At 63.0% G+C, this 15,627-nt stretch carries 14 protein-coding genes; 9 read left to right on the forward strand and 5 right to left on the reverse strand.

The window, feature by feature from the left end; all coding sequences use genetic code 11:
• The 6 genes from BLT45_RS04265 to BLT45_RS04290 all read left to right on the forward strand — a co-directional run bounded on the left by BLT45_RS04265 (position 1) and on the right by BLT45_RS04290 (position 7,308).
• Positions 1-1,857, forward strand: a complete 1,857-nt coding sequence (locus tag BLT45_RS04265; protein ID WP_093298492.1) for a glycosyltransferase family 2 protein — start codon at positions 1-3, stop codon at positions 1,855-1,857.
• Positions 1,858-1,967: 110 nt separating this feature from the next.
• Positions 1,968-3,101 carry a rhamnosyltransferase WsaF family glycosyltransferase gene (locus BLT45_RS04270; RefSeq protein ID WP_254771839.1) on the forward strand — a complete coding sequence of 378 codons (1,134 nt, stop codon included), beginning with the start codon at positions 1,968-1,970 and terminating at the stop codon, positions 3,099-3,101.
• A 15-nt stretch (positions 3,102-3,116) separates the two neighbouring features.
• Positions 3,117-5,084, forward strand: a complete 1,968-nt coding sequence (locus BLT45_RS04275) for a DUF2142 domain-containing protein (RefSeq protein ID WP_175455720.1) — start codon at positions 3,117-3,119, stop codon at positions 5,082-5,084.
• Positions 5,081-5,875, forward strand: a complete 795-nt coding sequence (locus tag BLT45_RS04280; RefSeq protein ID WP_093295606.1) for a glycosyltransferase family 2 protein — start codon at positions 5,081-5,083, stop codon at positions 5,873-5,875. The genes BLT45_RS04275 and BLT45_RS04280 overlap by 4 nt, the downstream gene beginning before the upstream one ends.
• Before the next feature lie 9 nt (positions 5,876-5,884).
• Entirely contained in the window at positions 5,885-6,262 is a 378-nt protein-coding gene (locus BLT45_RS04285) for a DMT family transporter (RefSeq protein ID WP_093295609.1), read from the forward strand.
• Positions 6,259-7,308: a glycosyltransferase family 2 protein gene (locus BLT45_RS04290; protein WP_093295613.1), complete on the forward strand. Its 1,050-nt coding sequence runs from the start codon at positions 6,259-6,261 to the stop codon at positions 7,306-7,308. The genes BLT45_RS04285 and BLT45_RS04290 overlap by 4 nt, the downstream gene beginning before the upstream one ends.
• A 37-nt stretch (positions 7,309-7,345) precedes the next feature.
• Here the strand turns inward: BLT45_RS04290 and BLT45_RS04295 are convergent, their stop codons facing one another.
• The 4 genes from BLT45_RS04295 to BLT45_RS04310 all read right to left on the reverse strand — a co-directional run bounded on the left by BLT45_RS04295 (position 7,346) and on the right by BLT45_RS04310 (position 10,678).
• A complete protein-coding gene (locus BLT45_RS04295) occupies positions 7,346-7,762 on the reverse strand; it encodes a hypothetical protein (RefSeq protein ID WP_093295616.1) in 417 nt (138 codons plus the stop codon).
• A 207-nt stretch (positions 7,763-7,969) separates the two neighbouring features.
• Complete coding sequence (locus BLT45_RS04300; protein WP_093295619.1) at positions 7,970-8,914, reverse strand: electron transfer flavoprotein subunit alpha/FixB family protein; 945 nt, start codon at positions 8,912-8,914, stop codon at positions 7,970-7,972.
• On the reverse strand, positions 8,914-9,660 hold the full coding sequence (locus BLT45_RS04305) for an electron transfer flavoprotein subunit beta/FixA family protein (RefSeq protein ID WP_093295622.1): 747 nt from the start codon (positions 9,658-9,660) through the stop codon (positions 8,914-8,916). Before BLT45_RS04305 ends, BLT45_RS04300 begins: the two co-directional genes overlap by 1 nt.
• A 76-nt stretch (positions 9,661-9,736) precedes the next feature.
• A complete protein-coding gene (locus BLT45_RS04310) occupies positions 9,737-10,678 on the reverse strand; it encodes an ATP-grasp domain-containing protein (protein WP_093295625.1) in 942 nt (313 codons plus the stop codon).
• A gap of 111 nt (positions 10,679-10,789) precedes the next feature.
• Between BLT45_RS04310 and BLT45_RS04315 the strand changes: the two genes are divergently transcribed.
• The 3 genes from BLT45_RS04315 (at position 10,790) to BLT45_RS04325 (ending at position 14,742) form a co-directional block, all read left to right on the forward strand.
• Positions 10,790-11,521: a CoA transferase subunit A gene (locus BLT45_RS04315; protein WP_093298495.1), complete on the forward strand. Its 732-nt coding sequence runs from the start codon at positions 10,790-10,792 to the stop codon at positions 11,519-11,521.
• On the forward strand, positions 11,521-12,156 hold the full coding sequence (locus tag BLT45_RS04320; RefSeq protein ID WP_093295628.1) for a CoA transferase subunit B: 636 nt from the start codon (positions 11,521-11,523) through the stop codon (positions 12,154-12,156). The genes BLT45_RS04315 and BLT45_RS04320 overlap by 1 nt, the downstream gene beginning before the upstream one ends.
• Positions 12,157-12,345: 189 nt before the next feature.
• A complete protein-coding gene (locus tag BLT45_RS04325) occupies positions 12,346-14,742 on the forward strand; it encodes a reprolysin-like metallopeptidase (protein ID WP_175455721.1) in 2,397 nt (798 codons plus the stop codon).
• 151 nt (positions 14,743-14,893) lie between these two features.
• Here BLT45_RS04325 and BLT45_RS04330 read toward each other — a convergent pair whose 3' ends face one another.
• Positions 14,894-15,607, reverse strand: coding sequence for a methyltransferase domain-containing protein (locus tag BLT45_RS04330; RefSeq protein ID WP_175455722.1), 714 nt, complete (start codon positions 15,605-15,607; stop codon positions 14,894-14,896).
• Positions 15,608-15,627: the final 20 nt, after the last annotated feature.

Genomic DNA, 15,627 nt, shown 5'->3' on the forward strand with positions numbered 1-15,627 from the left:
ATGAAAGAGAAGAAGCCCGGTTTGTACGCTCGCATCCGAGCGCTGGTCATCGCTTTGGCCGAAAGCCAAGCCAAGGCTCGTAGGGAAGGGCTAGGCGTGCGCACCGTGCTTGCGTTGCTTGTCCGGGAGGCCAAGTTTGGCCCGAGACATCTTGCACGCAAGATCATCGCTTACACCGGCCATGGTCGAGTCGGCCGCGCCGAGCTGGAGACGGCGCGTAGCGAGTACCGGGTCTGGCTCGATCATCAGGAAGCGAGTCTTGAAGCATGCACTGAGGGCGGGCTGGTCAGCATCATCATGCCCACTTGCGACACTCCCGCTTCGTTCCTTCGCGAAGCTGTCGAGAGCGTGCGCAGGCAAACATACGCCGATTGGGAGCTGTGCATCCATGACGATGCGTCGCGCGACGCCGAGGTGGTGCGCTATCTGCGGCTTGAGGCATCGGCCGACCGCCGGATAAAGATTAGCCTTGGATCGAGCCGGGGCGGTATTGCCAATGCAACGAACGCAGCCCTCGCGCTCGCGAGTGGACGATGGGTTGCTTTCCTGGATCATGACGACCTGCTGCACCCGGCGGCACTTTCGGAGCTGGTCGAGCGCGCGATCGCGATGGACGCGCAGATCGTCTACTCGGACCACGACATAGTGAGCGAATCAGGCGAGCGTAGTGCGCCTTTCTTCAAGCCGGACTGGAACCCGGACTTGTTCATGGCGCAGATGTACCTGGGGCACCTGGTGATTGCAGAGCGCGCGTTGGTCGCCCAGCTCGGAGGCCTGCGCCCGGAGTTCGACGGCGCCCAGGATTACGACCTTCTACTGCGATGCGCCGGTGCCGGTGCACGCATAGCCCATGTTCCCAAGGTGCTCTACCACTGGCGGCAACACGCCGGGTCCACATCATCCAATGCGGACTCCAAGCCATATGCACATCACGCGGGAAGGGCTGCCATCCAGTCGTTCGTTTCGACTCGCTACCCGGGCGCCCGAGTCGACGACAGCGCATTCACCTTCTGCTACGACGTCCGCTTTCCGCTGCCCGCCAAAGCTACGGCGAGCCTCATCATTCCCACGCGCGATGGGCTTGAACTGCTGAAGGCGTGTGTCGATTCTGTGCGCGCGACCACGCAGGGCGTGGACTACGAGATCATCGTGGTCGACAACGGAAGCACTCAGCCCGCCACGCTGGCTTGGCTGAACGAACAGCAGCGCGACCACGGCATGATCGTCATTTCTTCGGATACGCCATTTAACTGGTCTGCCCTCAACAACCTGGCCGCGGCTAAAGCCACCGGTGACGTGCTCGTGTTCCTGAATAATGACACTGAGGCCGTCACTTCGGATTGGTTGGTCCGCCTCGTCGAGAACGCGCTCCGCGAAGATGTGGGAACGTGCGGCCCATTGCTCTTGTACGGGGATCTCACGATCCAGCACGCAGGCGTGGTCGTCGGCATGGGCGGCTGGGCGGATCACGTGTTCAAGGGCCTCGCGCCCGTTCACCATCAGCACCTGTTCGTGTCGCCGATCCTGCGGCGAGACGTGCTGGCCGTAACCGGAGCCTGCATGGCTGTCGCGCGAGACCGATTCGCTCAGTTGGGGGGGTTCGATGAGACCTTCCAGGTCTGCGGTAGCGATGTTGAGCTTTGCTTACGCGCCCATCGCGCGGGATTGCTCAACGTTTACGTCGCAGAAGCGCGTCTGATCCATCACGAGTCCAAGACCCGCGATGCGCGCGCGGTGCCCGAGGGTGACTTCGTGCGCTCTGCAGAGGCATATCATCCTTACAGGACGGCTGGCGATCCGATGTTCAACCCCAATCTGGATCTGTACAGTGCGACGCCTAAGTTGAGGGCGCAATGAGCGTTTTCGCAAAGCGCGTACTACGTCGTCTACTGGGAGCCCGGCATGAAGCTGGTTCGGCCGCGATCGCCACAACGGTAGGTGAGATCACGCCATGCAGCGCGAGACCGGTGCCACTGTTGGAAAAGCGCCTTAACATCTTGCTGCCTTCCATCAACACCCAGCATCTGTTCGGCGGCATCCACACGGCACTGCAGCTGTACGAAGCTGCGTCTGCCGGGTTCCCGCGCACCCGCATCATCACGCTGGATAGCGCGCCGGATGCGGCTGCGTGCGCGCGGTTCCCCGACCACGTGCAGGTTTCCAGCGATCAGGAGAGCGAGGCGGCGCGTCAGATCGTTCCCTTCAGTGACCGTTACGGAAAGACACTTCCTGTTGGACGAGCGGATGTTTGGCTTGCTACTGCCTGGTGGACGGCCCATGCCGCACAGCGCTTGTCCCGCTGGCAGGCAGAACAATTCGGGGCTGCGAAACGCGTGGCATATCTGATCCAGGACTTCGAGCCCGGCTTCTATCCTTGGTCCAGCCGTTATGCGCTAGCTCTGAGTACTTATCGCCCCGACGAAGATCTCGCGGTCTTCAATACGGCGCTGCTCAGGGACTTCTTCGCTGCCCAGGGAATTTCGTATCGGAACGACGGCTGGTTCGAGCCCACATTGAACGGCGGGTTGCTGGGTCCCCTACTGCAGCTACGTCGACGGCCGCCGGCGCCGCGTCAACGACGCATGGTGGTTTACGGACGCCCTTCCACACAACGGAACGCTTTCGAGCTGATTTGCGAGGGTCTGCGACTATGGGGTTGGCGCGATCCTAGAGCCGAGACGTGGGAGGTGGTGGCGCCCGGTGAGATATCCGAGGAAATTGATCTCGGGCCGTTCAAGCTACGCGGCCTTGGCAAGCTGAGTTTGGATGCATACGCCGAGCTCCTGTCCACTTCCGCCATCGGTATATCCTTGATGGTGTCGCCGCATCCCAGCTATCCCCCACTCGAGATGTCGGCATTCGGCATGAGGGTACTAACCAATAGTTACGCCAACAAGAGGCTTTCCGCGACCCACGAAGGCATTGTCGATCTCGAAGTAATGACACCCGAGCACATGGCCGCGCAACTGAGCGCGATTTGTGATGCGTGGGAGCAGCGTGAGATGATGCCGCTCGGTTCATGGCCAGACGACGAGGGATTCCTGCGTGGCGCAGGGGTCGGGAGCATGTCCGCTCGCGTGGCCTCTTTTCTGGGGCAGTAAGGGATGGGAATCCAGATGACGGGCTTCGCGCCCTTGCGTGCGTTCGCGATGCGAGTGCGGCGATTGCCCTATTTGGAGCGCGGCCTATGCGCGGCTGCGGTGTTGCTGTTGCTGATTGCGGTTTACCTGCAGGGCGGGAACGATATACGCCTCAGCTTCCGAGCCACTTCCGAGAATACTGGCAGCCTGCAGCTCTACTATTCCGACGAGTCGGGTTTCAGGGAGTCCCGCTCGCAGATATTTGCGGTGGGTGACGCTGCCGACAGGCACATGACGCTCCCGATCTCGGGCACGATGAGTCGGGGCGTTCGTGTGGATCCGCAGCCTGGTATGAGTGCGCTGCACATTTGCGACATGACGTTCTGGATCGGCTCGTCGCAACGCCCCGTCCATGGCGCGCAGTTCAAGAATTCGAACGAAGTACGGGTGGCCGAGGATGGCGGATGCACGACGCTCACCGTCGACCCCCGCGCATCGGATCCTCAGACGTTACTGGACACGACTCCGTTCCAGTCCGAGATTCTGGCGGTCAACCGCGCCGCAGAGCGTTCAGTACGGATGTTGGTGTCGCTTGCTCTGTTGTTGTTCCTTGCCGTAGCGCTTCTGAGTAGGTGGCGCAGCGGACATGCGCAGGACGGACTGGCCCTTCCCAGCATCCACCGCGAACTGCCCAGGATGTACTTTCTTTTTGCCCTGGTACTGGGAAGTCTGTTCGCGGTGGTGACGCCACCGGGCGGAGTTCCTGATGAGCCTGCTCACCTGGCCAAGATCGTTCTGGTCGAGAATGGGCAGTGGGTGGGCGGACATGAAGGGGCCGTACTCGACCCGCCGCTCAGCAACCTGCTGGGCCCTTTCGATGGATTCCTGAATCCTTCGACGCAGTTTGAGGCGGCCGAGGTGCTAGAACACGCGTCCGCGCCCCTGCAATGCAGACCCGCCAAGGAAGACTTCATTGGGAGCGCGGCGAGCTATTCACCCACGATGTATACCGTCGGCGCCGTGCTGCTGAATCTCTCGTGTCGGGCGGATGCGTCCGTAGGGACATTCTTCTACGCTGCACGCTGGCTCAATCTACTGTTGTCCGTGACGCTGACGTTCTTCGCACTGCGGGCCGCAGGGCCCTTGTCGTGGCCGATCGCGATGTTTGCGTTGCTGCCGATGAGCCTTTTCGAACAAGCGTCGCTCACGGCGGACAGTATGACCTTGGGCCTTGGTTTCCTCGTGACAGGTCTGCATGCGGGTCTAGCAAGCGGCCATCTGCAGCGGACTCGACGGCTGGAACTGGGAATCTTCGTCGCATCGCTCGCCCTGACTCTTACCAAGCCAGGGGCGGCATGGCTATGCGCGGGATTCTTACTGACATGGCCTGCTTACCGACCGCACGTCCGCCGTTTCGCGGTAATGTGCTTTATGTTGATTCTGTTGCCTTGGATACTGCATACAACGTGGGTGCTCTGGAGTTCGCAATACGGAATTCCCCGCGTCGGTATTGACGTAAGCGCTAACGTCAATGCCTTGACCGAGCAACCATCGCGGGTCGCGATGCTGGTATGGAACACGTTTACCGGCGACGAAGGGGAGTTCCTATACATGTCGGTCGTCGGGCGCTTGGGCTGGCTTGATGTCGTCATGCCGCACTGGGCCTACTCCATGGGCTATCTGGTCCTGGCGGCATCCCTGTTGATGAAGGGCGATGCAGTGCGCGATCTTCCGATGTTCACCAAGCCCGTTGCGCTGCTACTGGGACTTGGTGCGGTGCTCATTCCTGTCGCACCCATGTACTTGTACTGGACCACGCAGAGTGCGGAGGCAGTGCAGGGGCTTCAGGGCAGATATTTCATCCCGATGCTGGCGTTCGTCGCGTGCTGGGTGGCGTGGCGAGCCGCGCCCGCGCGTTTCGCAGTCGCTTTGTTCTCGTTCCTGGTGCTGCTCGTCATCAATGTAACTGCGATCTATCACCTTGTGGCGAGATACTACGGATGAGCGCCCTGACACACTGTTTCGTCGTTCCGGCCTACGGTAAGTCGCCTTATCTCGGAGATTGCCTGGCCTCGCTCGGCCGGCAGTCCAGACCTTCGAGGGTCGTGGTTTTCACGTCGACGCCCTTCGAGGGGATGGAAGAGTATGTGGCGAAGTTCGGCGCCGAGCTCGTCTGTCATGGGCCGAACAAGGGAATGGCAAACGACTGGAACTATGCACTGCGCGGGGTGGACGCCAACTGGGTGACGATCGCCCACCAGGATGACGTGTACGGTCGCGACTTCCTGGCGAGAACCCTCGATGGAATAGATCAGTACCCCGACGCGAAGTTGGTCTTCACGGACTACTGCGAGCGTGACGAACGAGGCATTCGACCCGTCTCGCTGCCGCTACGGGTCAAGCAGGCCATCATTCGCTTTGCCACGATGGGAGGTGGAGTGGCAGCATCGCCAGCGGCGCAAGCAAATCTACTGAGGTTCGGATGTGCGATTCCGTGCCCAAGCGTGACCCTTCGTCGCCAGCTGGCGGTAGGACTTGGCGGATTCGGCACGGAATACCGGGTCAACATGGACTGGGATTTCTGGCTGCGAATCGCCGATGAGCCAGGGGGGGGCTTCGTGCATTGTCGCGGGGTGCTGATGGAGCACAGGATCCACAAGGGTAGCGAAACGACGGCAGGCATTGCCGACGGTATCCGCACCGCTGAAGACAGGAGCCTGTTCCGGCGCGTGTGGCCAACCCCCATCGCTGATTTCCTGGCTTTCTTGTATCGCCTCACTTACCGCTATAACTAGGCAACGATCATGCGTACCTATCTGCTCGTACTCTTTGTCACGTGTTGCACATTGGGGAGCCAGCTGGTTCTCAAGAGTGGCGTAGGGCCGCTTGTCGCCATACTGCGCAGCGAAGGTACGCTGTCGTTCCTCCTGGCGGCTGCGACATCTCCGCGAGTACTCACTGCGCTGACATTCCAGGGCATCGGTTACGGTGTATGGATGCTGGTGATAGCACAGGAGCGGCTATCTGTTGCGTTCGCGATCTCTGGCGCATTCTTCTATTTGGCGATGGCTGCCTGCAGTTGGTTCTTCTTCGGCGAGCGGCTGACGGTTCTCCAGTGGGTGGGCCTGGGCTTGATCTCGCTTGGCGTGGTGCTGGTGAGCCAAGCTGGAGCCCCTGCATGAGTAGTGTTGGTTTCGATGGTTCCCTTCGCGCGTCCGCAGGCTTCCCTGACGGGCGCGATGCGCGTATCGCAGTCATTGTTCCTGCGTACAAGGTCACGGAGCATATCGGTGGTGTAGTGGCGACCATTCCAGCATTCGTCGAGAAGATCTACGTCATCGACGATGCATGCCCGAATCAGAGCGGTAAGGTCGCTGAAGCGCTGCAGGATCCGCGCGTGACCGTTCTCTTCAACGCCCAGAACCTCGGCGTAGGTGGCGCGGTGATGCATGGGTATCGTCGAGCGATCGAGGACGGCCTCGACATCATGGTGAAGGTCGATGGGGATGGCCAGATGGATCCGGCGATGATGGCGGATCTGATTCGGCCGTTGCTGTATGGCGAGGCCGACTACGCAAAGGGCAACAGGTTCTACGACCTGACCTACATCGGACGCATGCCGCCGATGCGACTGTTCGGAAATTCGGTGCTTTCGTTGCTCTCCAAGGCATCCACCGGCTATTGGGATGTCATGGATCCGACCAATGGCTACACGGCGCTAAGTGCCGACGTCGCCTCCCGCATGGATTTCTCGAAGCTCAGCCTCCGATACTTCTTTGAGACAGACTTGCTGTTCCGCCTAAACACCATTCGCGCGGTCGTGGTCGATGTGCCGATGGATGCGCGCTATGGCGACGAAGTTAGCAACCTCAGCATTTCGAAGGTCGTAACGGAGTTCATGTGGAAGCACCTGCGGAACATTTGCAAGCGCATTTTCTATAGTTACTTCCTCCGAGATTTCAGCATCGCTTCGATCGAGCTAGTGCTCGGCAGTGCGCTTCTCTTATTTGGTGGAGTATTCGGAATAGCAAGCTGGTTCGAGTCCACCAACAGTGGCATCGAGACCGGCGCGGGGACGGTAATGGTCGCTGCGCTGCCGGTAATCTTCGGATTGCAGCTCTTGCTTGCCTTCACCTCGTACGATATCGCGCGCGTTCCGCGGAAGGTCATAGGGCGCCCGGCAGGCTGGCGCAAGTTGCTGTCCGGTCGCTTCGATCCCAAGCAGTGACTTCACGGGCGCCGTTCGGCGCCCGTGCACTGGTTTGTCAGCGACGCAGCGCGATCTTGGGCGTGCTCTGCACTTCTTCGCCGTCATTGATGCGAATCGCACTTAGCTCGCCGGCGACGGGATAGAGCCACAATGCCACCGGAACGCTGCCGCCCATCTTGCTGATCCGATACGTGATCGCTTCTTGCGCCGCAACTTCAAGGGGCGCGGCCAGGGTGACTTCGATGTACTCATTGTCGACGCTGCCCGTCAGTGGTTTGGAGCCTTTCGTGCAATCCTGCTGCTTGCACACCTCGACCACGAGTTCTCCGTCGGTCGTGCCGTTGTAGTTGCCGATCTGCACCAATGCGCCCTTGATGGGGGTGGCATCTTTCAACACGATGCGGCCCGACGCATAGCTTCCGGCTACCAGCGGGAATGCCTCCGCGGCGCCACCTGCAGGCAGCAGCTCCACGGGTGCGGCTTCGGGAGCGGCTTCCTGTGCTGCGGTGGCGGGGGGAGCTACGCCCGCGGCGGTCGGTGTAGCCTCGGCATCAGGGTGCCTTTCTCCGCAAGCGGCAAGCACGGTCAGTAGCGCTGCCGATACTGCCACGCGTGTCATACGGTGCATGGTGTCTCCTTGGTGTGCGGGTATTTCGTTGATGGAAGTGTCAGGGAGAAATCACTGGGCGATTTGCTCACTGAGCTCTGGCAATAGCTGGAACAGATCCCCCACCAGCCCGATATCCGCGATCTCGAAGATCGGCGCTTCGCCGTCCTTGTTGATGGCGACGATCGTGCCGGCGTCCTTGATGCCGGTCAGGTGTTGGATGGCGCCGGAAATGCCGACGGCGACGTACAGCTCGGGGGCAATGATCTTGCCGGTCTGGCCGACCTGCAGTTCGTTCGGCACGTAGCCCGCGTCCACAGCCGCGCGCGAAGCGCCGACGGCGGCGCCCAGCTTGTCGGCCAGGGCGTAGATCACCTTGAAGTTCTCGGCCGAGCCGACACCGCGGCCGCCGGAGACGACGCGCTTCGCGCTCTGCAGGTCGGGGCGGTCGGACTTGCCGGCAGCGAGGCCGACGTAGCGGGTGTGCGTCGGCAGGGCGGCATCCACACTGGCGGCTTCGACCGTCGCACTGCCGCCCTTGGCGGCTTCCGGCCACGAGGCCGTGCGCACGGTGGCGACGACGGTCTGGTCGGACGGGGTTTCGACAGTGATGATCGCGTTGCCGGCGTAGATGGGACGCTTGAAGGTGTGCGGACCTTCCACGGCCATCAGGTCGGAGACCTGATTGACGCCGAGCAGGGCGGCCACGCAGGGCAGCAGGTCCTTGCCGAACGTGGTCGACGGTGCGAACACGTGCGTGTAGCCGGCCGCGAGCGTGGCGATCTGGGGCGCCAGCACCTGCGCGATGGCATTCGCGTTGGCGGCGTTGGCGACGGTCAATACCTTGGCGACGCCGGCGATCTGGGCGGCGTCGGCGGCGATGGCCGTCGGGTCGGCGGCCAGTACGACCACATCGATGGCATCCGCATTGACGGCAGCAGCGGCGCTGACCGTCTTGGCGGTGGAGGCGTTGAGCTCGCCGTCCAGGTGTTCGGCGATGACGAGAACCTTGGCCATTACAGCAACCCCTTCTGCTTGAGTGCGGCGACCAGTTCGGCCGCGTCCTTCACCATCACGCCTTTGCTGCGCTTGGCAGGCGGGGCGTAGTGCGTCGTCTTGTGCGTATCGGCGGCGTCCACCCCGAGGTCGGCGAGCTGCAGGGTTTCCAGCGGCTTGCTCTTGGCCTTCATGATGTCCGGCAGCTTGATGAAGCGCGGCTCGTTAAGGCGCAGGTCGGTGGTGACGACGGCGGGCAGGTCGATGTCCAGCGTTTCCAGGCCGGCGTCGACTTCGCGCACCACCGTGGCCTTGCCATCGGCGATGTCGAGCTTGCCGGCGAAGGTCGCCTGCGGGCGGCCCCACAGCGTGGCCAGCATCTGGCCGGTCTGGTTGGCATCGTCGTCGATGGCCTGCTTGCCGAGGATCACCAGGTCCGGCGATTCCTTCTCGACCAGCTTGAGCAGGGTGCGGGCGGCGGTCAGCGGCTGGATGGCCTGGTCGGTGACCACGTGGATGGCGCGGTTGGCGCCCATGGCCAGGCCGTTGCGCAGGTGGGCCTGGGCGTCGGCGGGGGCGATGGTGGCGACCACGACTTCGGTGGCGATGCCCTTGTCGCGCAGGCGCAGCGCTTCTTCCAGCGCGATCTCGTCGAAGGGGTTGGGGGACAGCTTGACGCCATCGGTGACCACGCCGGAGCCGTCCGGCTTGACCTGGATGCGGACGTTGTAGTCCACCACGCGCTTGTAGGCGACGAGAATCTTCATCCTGCGGGAATTCCTGTGTGCGACGGAGAGGCCCGGCCGCGGCGGCGGGCCGAGGGCAGAACGCCGATTTTAGCCGTCAGGCCGGATCCATGCGAGCCCGTACGGTGGCGTCTGCGTCTGCAGGCCAGATGGCGAGCAACGCGGCCAACCGGGCGGCGCTTCCGGGCGCCTGGTCGAAGAACAGCGAGGGCTCGGTCAGCTCCAGCTCGAGCAGGCAGGGGTGCCCGTCCGGGCCGGGCAGCAGGTCGACGCGCGCGTAGGGCAAGGGGGCGTCCAGCTGGCGCAGGCGGGCCGTCGCGGCCAGCGTGCGGTCGGCCAGGGCGAGTTCGGCAGGCAGGGCGTCGCGTGCGGTGATGTCGCCTGCCGCCATCGGCGCCTGCCGCGCCCCTTCGCCCGGAGCCAGTTGCGCCCCCTTGCGGAGCGCATGGCTGAACCGGCCGGCGAAATAGACCAGGGCGGTCTCGCCGGCAGCATCCACCGTGGCCACGTACGGCTGCAGCATCACGCTGCGGTCCTGGTCCAGCAGGCGCGCGATGTGGTTGCCGGCAGCGAACTGCTGGTCGCGCCCGTAGCGCTGGGTGTCGCGCGCACCGGCGCTGACGGCTGGCTTGACCACGAATTCTTCGCTTGCCGGGAACGCCTCGAGGAAGCGGGTCAGGGCCTCCATCGGCTCGGCATCGGGCTCCACGAACGTCGTCGGTACGGTGGGAACTCCTACCGCGGCCAAGTCGGCCAGGTAGTGCTTGTCGGTATTCCAGCGGACCACATTCAGCGGATTCAGCAGCGTGGTCACGCGGTCGACCTGTTCGGCCCAGGCCAGGAATTCGGGCAGCCGCTCGGTGTAGTCCCAGGGCGAGCGCAGCAACACCGCATCGAAGCGTCCCCAATGCACCGTGGGGTCGTCCCAGGCCACGGCGCGCGCATGCAGGCCGGCGTCGGCGCAGGCATCGAGCAGGGGAACGAGGTCATCGTCATGCCCGGTGGCGGCGACGGCGGTGACGAGGGCGACGGTTTTCATGGCGGAAGTGTACGCGCACGTCCCGCAGGGGATTCCCATTGCCCGAAAGTACCTGTGTCGTTCCGGGGTGGCTGGGTAGAATGCGGGCTTTCCTCACGAATGGATCGCGCCATGGCGGGTACCCCGGCCTCCGGAGGCAAGCAGAAGCTCTATCCCAACGCGGCAGCCGCGCTGGAAGGCGTCGTGGCGGATGGGCAGACCCTCGCCGTGGGCGGCTTCGGTCTGTGCGGCATCCCGGAGGCGCTGATCGGCGCGCTGCGGGACAGCGGCGCGAAAGGGCTGACGGCGATCTCCAACAACGCGGGCGTGGACGGCTTCGGCCTGGGCCTGCTGCTCGAGACCCGGCAGATCAAGAAGATGATCTCGTCCTATGTGGGCGAGAACAAGGAGTTCGAGCGCCAGTTCCTTTCGAATGAGCTGGAGCTGGAATTCAATCCGCAGGGCACGCTGGCCGAACGCCTGCGCGCGGGCGGCGCCGGGATCCCCGCATTTTTCACGCGGACCGGCTACGGCACGGTCGTCGCCGAAGGCAAGGAAACCCGCCAGTTCGGCGAGCACTGGTACGTCATGGAAACCGCCCTCAGCGCCGACGTGTCGCTGGTCAAGGCATGGAAGGCCGACAAGGCCGGCAACCTGGTGTTCCGCAAGACGGCGCGCAACTTCAATCCGGCCTGCGCCATGGCCGGCAAGGTCTGCATCGCCGAGGTCGAAGAGGTGTTGGAGGTCGGTGCGATCGATCCGGACCACGTCCATCTGCCGGGCATCTACGTGGACCGCATCGTCCACAACCCGACCCCTGAAAAGCGCATCGAGCAGCGCACCGTCCGCCAAGGAGACAAGTGATGCCCTGGACCCGCGATGAGATGGCGCAACGCGCCGCCCGCGAACTGACCGATGGCGCGTACGTGAACCTGGGCATCGGCCTGCCGACCCTGGTCGCCAACCACATCCCGGCCGGGGTGGACGTCTGGCTGCAGTCGGAGAATGGCCTGCTTGGCATTGGTCCGTTCCCGACCGAGGACGAGGTCGATGCGGACCTCATCAATGCCGGCAAGCAGACCGTCACCGCCCGCGCCGGCGCCAGCTACTTCGGCAGCCACGACTCCTTCGCCATGATCCGGGGAGGCCACATCGACCTGGCCGTGCTGGGCGCCATGCAGGTCACTGACAAGGGCGACCTGGCCAACTGGATGGTGCCCGGCAAGATGGTCAAGGGCATGGGAGGCGCCATGGACCTGGTGGCCGGCGTCAAGCGGATCGTCGTGCTGATGGAGCACGTGGCCAAGGACGGGAGCCACAAGATCCTGCCCCAGTGCGACCTGCCCCTGACGGGCGTCGGTGTGGTGGACCGCATCATCACCGACCTGGCCGTGTTCGACGTGACCGCGGAAGGCCTCGTACTGGTCGAGGCGGCCGAGGGTGTGACGGAGGCCGAACTTCAGGCCAAGACGGGTGTCACCTTCCGCGCCGCGGCTTGACCTGATGCCTGCGCAGGACGTGACGCGCGTCAATCCTTCGTCCGTCACGGGCCTTGGACGCTTCTGACTTTCAGCTGTACGCGCGCCTGCCGATAACAAGCCAAGTAGACGTGCTTGGCTGTTTTCATGTCCTCGGGCTGGGCTATAGTGTCCGTTCAGGGGCTCCAACTGTTTTTCTCGAGGGTACGTATGAAACTCCGCATTGGCGCTTGCGCCTTGGTATTGGCATTGGCCGGGTGCAGTGGAGAAAGCCCCGAATCAGGGGTTGCAGGGATGCGGGGTGTTGCGGCCAGCGGCGCGTCTGGCGCGCTGAAGTCGCCGCTTCCGACGGCGCGGCCCATCGGCAAGTCCATCGCGAATGCGCCCGATCGTGGCCAGCTGATCTCCTACGCCAACAAGGGCGAGCCCACCAAGCGCGAGGGTGCCTACACGTGGTACCCGATCGCCATCAGCGAGGCGCATGCGTTCCGCGGCCTGGCATCGGGCGAGATGACGGTCCCGACGCCCGAGGGCGGTCAGGTCAAGGTGCGCTACGAGCGGCATGCCGAAGAAATCGACGGCAACTGGACCTGGATCGGCCGCGTGGTCGGTGGCGATCCGCTACAGGAAGCCATCATCACGTTCGGTGAAAAGGCCGTGTTCGGCTCCATCCCGATGGGCAAGGGCAAGCTGCCGCTGTCGCTGCAGACTCGCCAGGGCCAGGTCTTCGCAGTCGAGACGGATCCTTCGCTCGTCGTGTCCGCTAATACCGGTCACGTCGACATGCTGGTCCCCGAGGCCTCCCAGCTGCGCGCGATGGCCGGTGCTACTGCCAGCCAGTCGGCGGCTGTGAGCCAGGGCGCGGTAGCCGTGGCCCAGGGCGCGCCGCAGACGGCAGCGAACACCATCGACGTCGCCATCGGCTACACCCCGGAGTTCGCGGCCGACAACGGCGGCGCGTCGGGTGCGGCCACGCGCTTGGTGTACTTGATCCAGGTAGGCAACCAGGCTTTCACCAACAGCCAGATCAACGGCTACCTGCGCATCGTGAATGCGGTGCAGGTCAGCTACACGAACTCGACGGCGAACGCCACCGCGTTGAACGAAGTGACGGGTAGCAACGGCTCGGCGCAAGTGGCCGTGCCGCCCAGCCTTGTTCCGCTGCGAACGGCCCGCGACCAGTACGGTGCCGATATCGCGATCCTGGTACGCAAGTTCACCACGCCGGAGAATGCGGGTTGCGGTGTTGCTTGGTTGAACGGCGCAGGTGCGCAGAACGGCGGCGTGCGGGTGTCCGACGCGCCCTTCGGATACGCCGTCATCAGCGACGGCTACGACCAGGGTACGGACGGCAAGACCTATTACTGCGCAGACGAAACGCTGGTGCACGAAGCCGGTCACCTGATGGGTGCCGCGCATGACCGGGCGAACTCGAAGATCAATCCCAACAACCCGCCGGGCGGCACCAACCTGTTGTACGGCGCTTACACCTATTCGTTCGGCCTGAACACCGATGCCGCCAACGGCAACTTCTTCACGCTCGATGCGTATGGCGACGAAGCGGGCGGCGACACGCCCTACCGCGTCTTCTCCAATCCCAACGTCACGATCTGCGGCGGCCGCGCCTGCGGTGTTGCGAACAGCGAAGACAACGCGCGCACGCTGAATCAGACGATTCCGGTGGTGGCGCAGTTCAGGGCGACCGTTGTGCCCATCGTTGGCAGCGCGAAGAATGACATCAATGGCGATGGCAAGGACGACCTTGTCTGGCACAACGCGACGCTGTCGAGCTACGGATATTGGCTGCTGGATGGCGCGGGCATCACCCATGCGCCGAACGTCCCCTCTGCGCCAGGCCTTACCATCGCCGCGCAGGGCGACTTCACTGCCGACGGTCGCATGGACCTTGTGTGGCAAAGCCCTCAGCGCGACCTGTACTTCGTTCCGGCGGGTGCGAGCGGCTTTGGCGCAGGGGTCTACATCGGCACCTATCCGGCTGGGTGGAAAGTCGTTGCTGCGGGTGATGTGGATGGTGACGGGCGAGCCGACTTGATCTGGCACAACGCGACCACGCGCGAGTACGGCTACTGGATAATGAATGGCGCGACCAGGATAAAAACGTATTCGACGAGTGCGGCAGCGGGATACAACATCGCGACTGTTGGTGACTTCAACGGCGACGGTAGGCTGGACTTGGTGTGGGTGGGTCCGACCAATGACATCATCCTGCTGACCGGCAACGGAAACACCTTCACGGACGCCAAGATTGGCAACTATCCCGATGCGGGACGGATTTTTGCATCGGGCGACGTCAATGGTGATGGCAGGGACGACCTGCTGATCCATAACAAGGTGACGAATCAGTGGGGCTATTGGCTGATGAATGGCGCGGCCATCAGCGGCAGCAGAGGTTTCTCAGCTGCGCCTGGCTACTCCGCCGTCAGCGTGGGCGACTACAACGGCGATGGCATAGTTGATGTCATCTGGAGCAGCGCTGCGAAGGACTTGCAGATGCTGGCGGGCAATGGCTCAACGTTCGTGCACGTGACGCTGGGTTCGTACAGCGGCGACTGGAAGCCCATCGATAAATCGGTTAACTACAACTGACAAGGCAAGAAAGGGCGGACTTAGGTCCGCCCTTTTTTTGTGCCGTGTTTGTATGGGTGCTCGCGTAGGTGCCTGGTTCTGGCTCGCCGGCAAAGCGCGACGGCAAGTTATCGGGATGCCGACTTCCGTGAGTGGACGTTCGCGACGACAATCAGATGCGGGCGCGGACGATCCAGCCTGCGCTCAAGATGGGCGACACAAGCTCCAGTCCGTTGACGATCGACTGGAAAGCCCGTGCAGCCACAGATGTCGCCGCGCTTCGGCCTTCGATCATTTCGGGGAATCTTGCTCGATAAGGTAGCAACGCCTCTATCTTGATGCCTGACCGCTCGAACAAGGTACGCAGAGTCTTGTACGAGTAAATCTGCAGGTGGTCCTTGTGCATGGACTCCATACCGACTAGTCCAACCAGTCCGTTGTGCCAGCAGCACGCATTCGGCGTGGTGACCAACAGTTCGACGCCCTGCAGTGAGGGTGTGGCCTTCAACGAGGCAAGCAGCGCTGATGTGTCAGGAAGGTGCTCAATCAGCTCTCCGGCCACTATCAGGTCGGGCTTCCCGTGCTTCTCCACCACCGGGTGGAGATCGAAAATATTCTCGCGCACGATGATGCCGTTCTCGGCGGTGGCTAGGCCGGCGTCCGGCACGAGCGAGGAGTTGTCGATACCCACCACCTTCCTCGCGGCGCCGCATAGGCGGGCGTGCAGCCAATGCCGGGTGGTTTGCTTCGCTTGATAGGCGGTCTCATCGAGCGCGCCCAGATCAAAGACCAGCTTGCCTTCCGCGCAGCGTTCCAGGTAGGTCAGCCGATCGGTGGGGCGCGGCACAGCGATTCTTTCAAGCGCCGAGTAGTTAAGATCCTGCATGTGTCCTTGGCCCTTATTCG

Origin of the sequence: Pseudoxanthomonas sp. CF385, from assembly GCF_900104255.1 — a bacterium.
Classification (GTDB): domain Bacteria; phylum Pseudomonadota; class Gammaproteobacteria; order Xanthomonadales; family Xanthomonadaceae; genus Pseudoxanthomonas_A.

What these genes read in the sequence shown, in the direction of transcription:
- BLT45_RS04265 (WP_093298492.1), top strand. Translation starts at nt 1, where the DNA reads ATGAAAGAGAAGAAGCCCGGTTTGTACGCTCGCATCCGAGCGCTGGTC.
- BLT45_RS04275 (WP_175455720.1), top strand. Translation starts at nt 3,117, where the DNA reads ATGACGGGCTTCGCGCCCTTGCGTGCGTTCGCGATGCGAGTGCGGCGA.
- BLT45_RS04280 (WP_093295606.1), top strand. Translation starts at nt 5,081, where the DNA reads ATGAGCGCCCTGACACACTGTTTCGTCGTTCCGGCCTACGGTAAGTCG.
- BLT45_RS04285 (WP_093295609.1), top strand. Translation starts at nt 5,885, where the DNA reads ATGCGTACCTATCTGCTCGTACTCTTTGTCACGTGTTGCACATTGGGG.
- BLT45_RS04290 (WP_093295613.1), top strand. Translation starts at nt 6,259, where the DNA reads ATGAGTAGTGTTGGTTTCGATGGTTCCCTTCGCGCGTCCGCAGGCTTC.
- BLT45_RS04300 (WP_093295619.1), bottom strand. Translation starts at nt 8,914, where the DNA reads ATGGCCAAGGTTCTCGTCATCGCCGAACACCTGGACGGCGAGCTCAAC.
- BLT45_RS04305 (WP_093295622.1), bottom strand. Translation starts at nt 9,660, where the DNA reads ATGAAGATTCTCGTCGCCTACAAGCGCGTGGTGGACTACAACGTCCGC.
- BLT45_RS04310 (WP_093295625.1), bottom strand. Translation starts at nt 10,678, where the DNA reads ATGAAAACCGTCGCCCTCGTCACCGCCGTCGCCGCCACCGGGCATGAC.
- BLT45_RS04315 (WP_093298495.1), top strand. Translation starts at nt 10,790, where the DNA reads ATGGCGGGTACCCCGGCCTCCGGAGGCAAGCAGAAGCTCTATCCCAAC.
- BLT45_RS04320 (WP_093295628.1), top strand. Translation starts at nt 11,521, where the DNA reads ATGCCCTGGACCCGCGATGAGATGGCGCAACGCGCCGCCCGCGAACTG.
- BLT45_RS04325 (WP_175455721.1), top strand. Translation starts at nt 12,346, where the DNA reads ATGAAACTCCGCATTGGCGCTTGCGCCTTGGTATTGGCATTGGCCGGG.
- BLT45_RS04330 (WP_175455722.1), bottom strand. Translation starts at nt 15,607, where the DNA reads ATGCAGGATCTTAACTACTCGGCGCTTGAAAGAATCGCTGTGCCGCGC.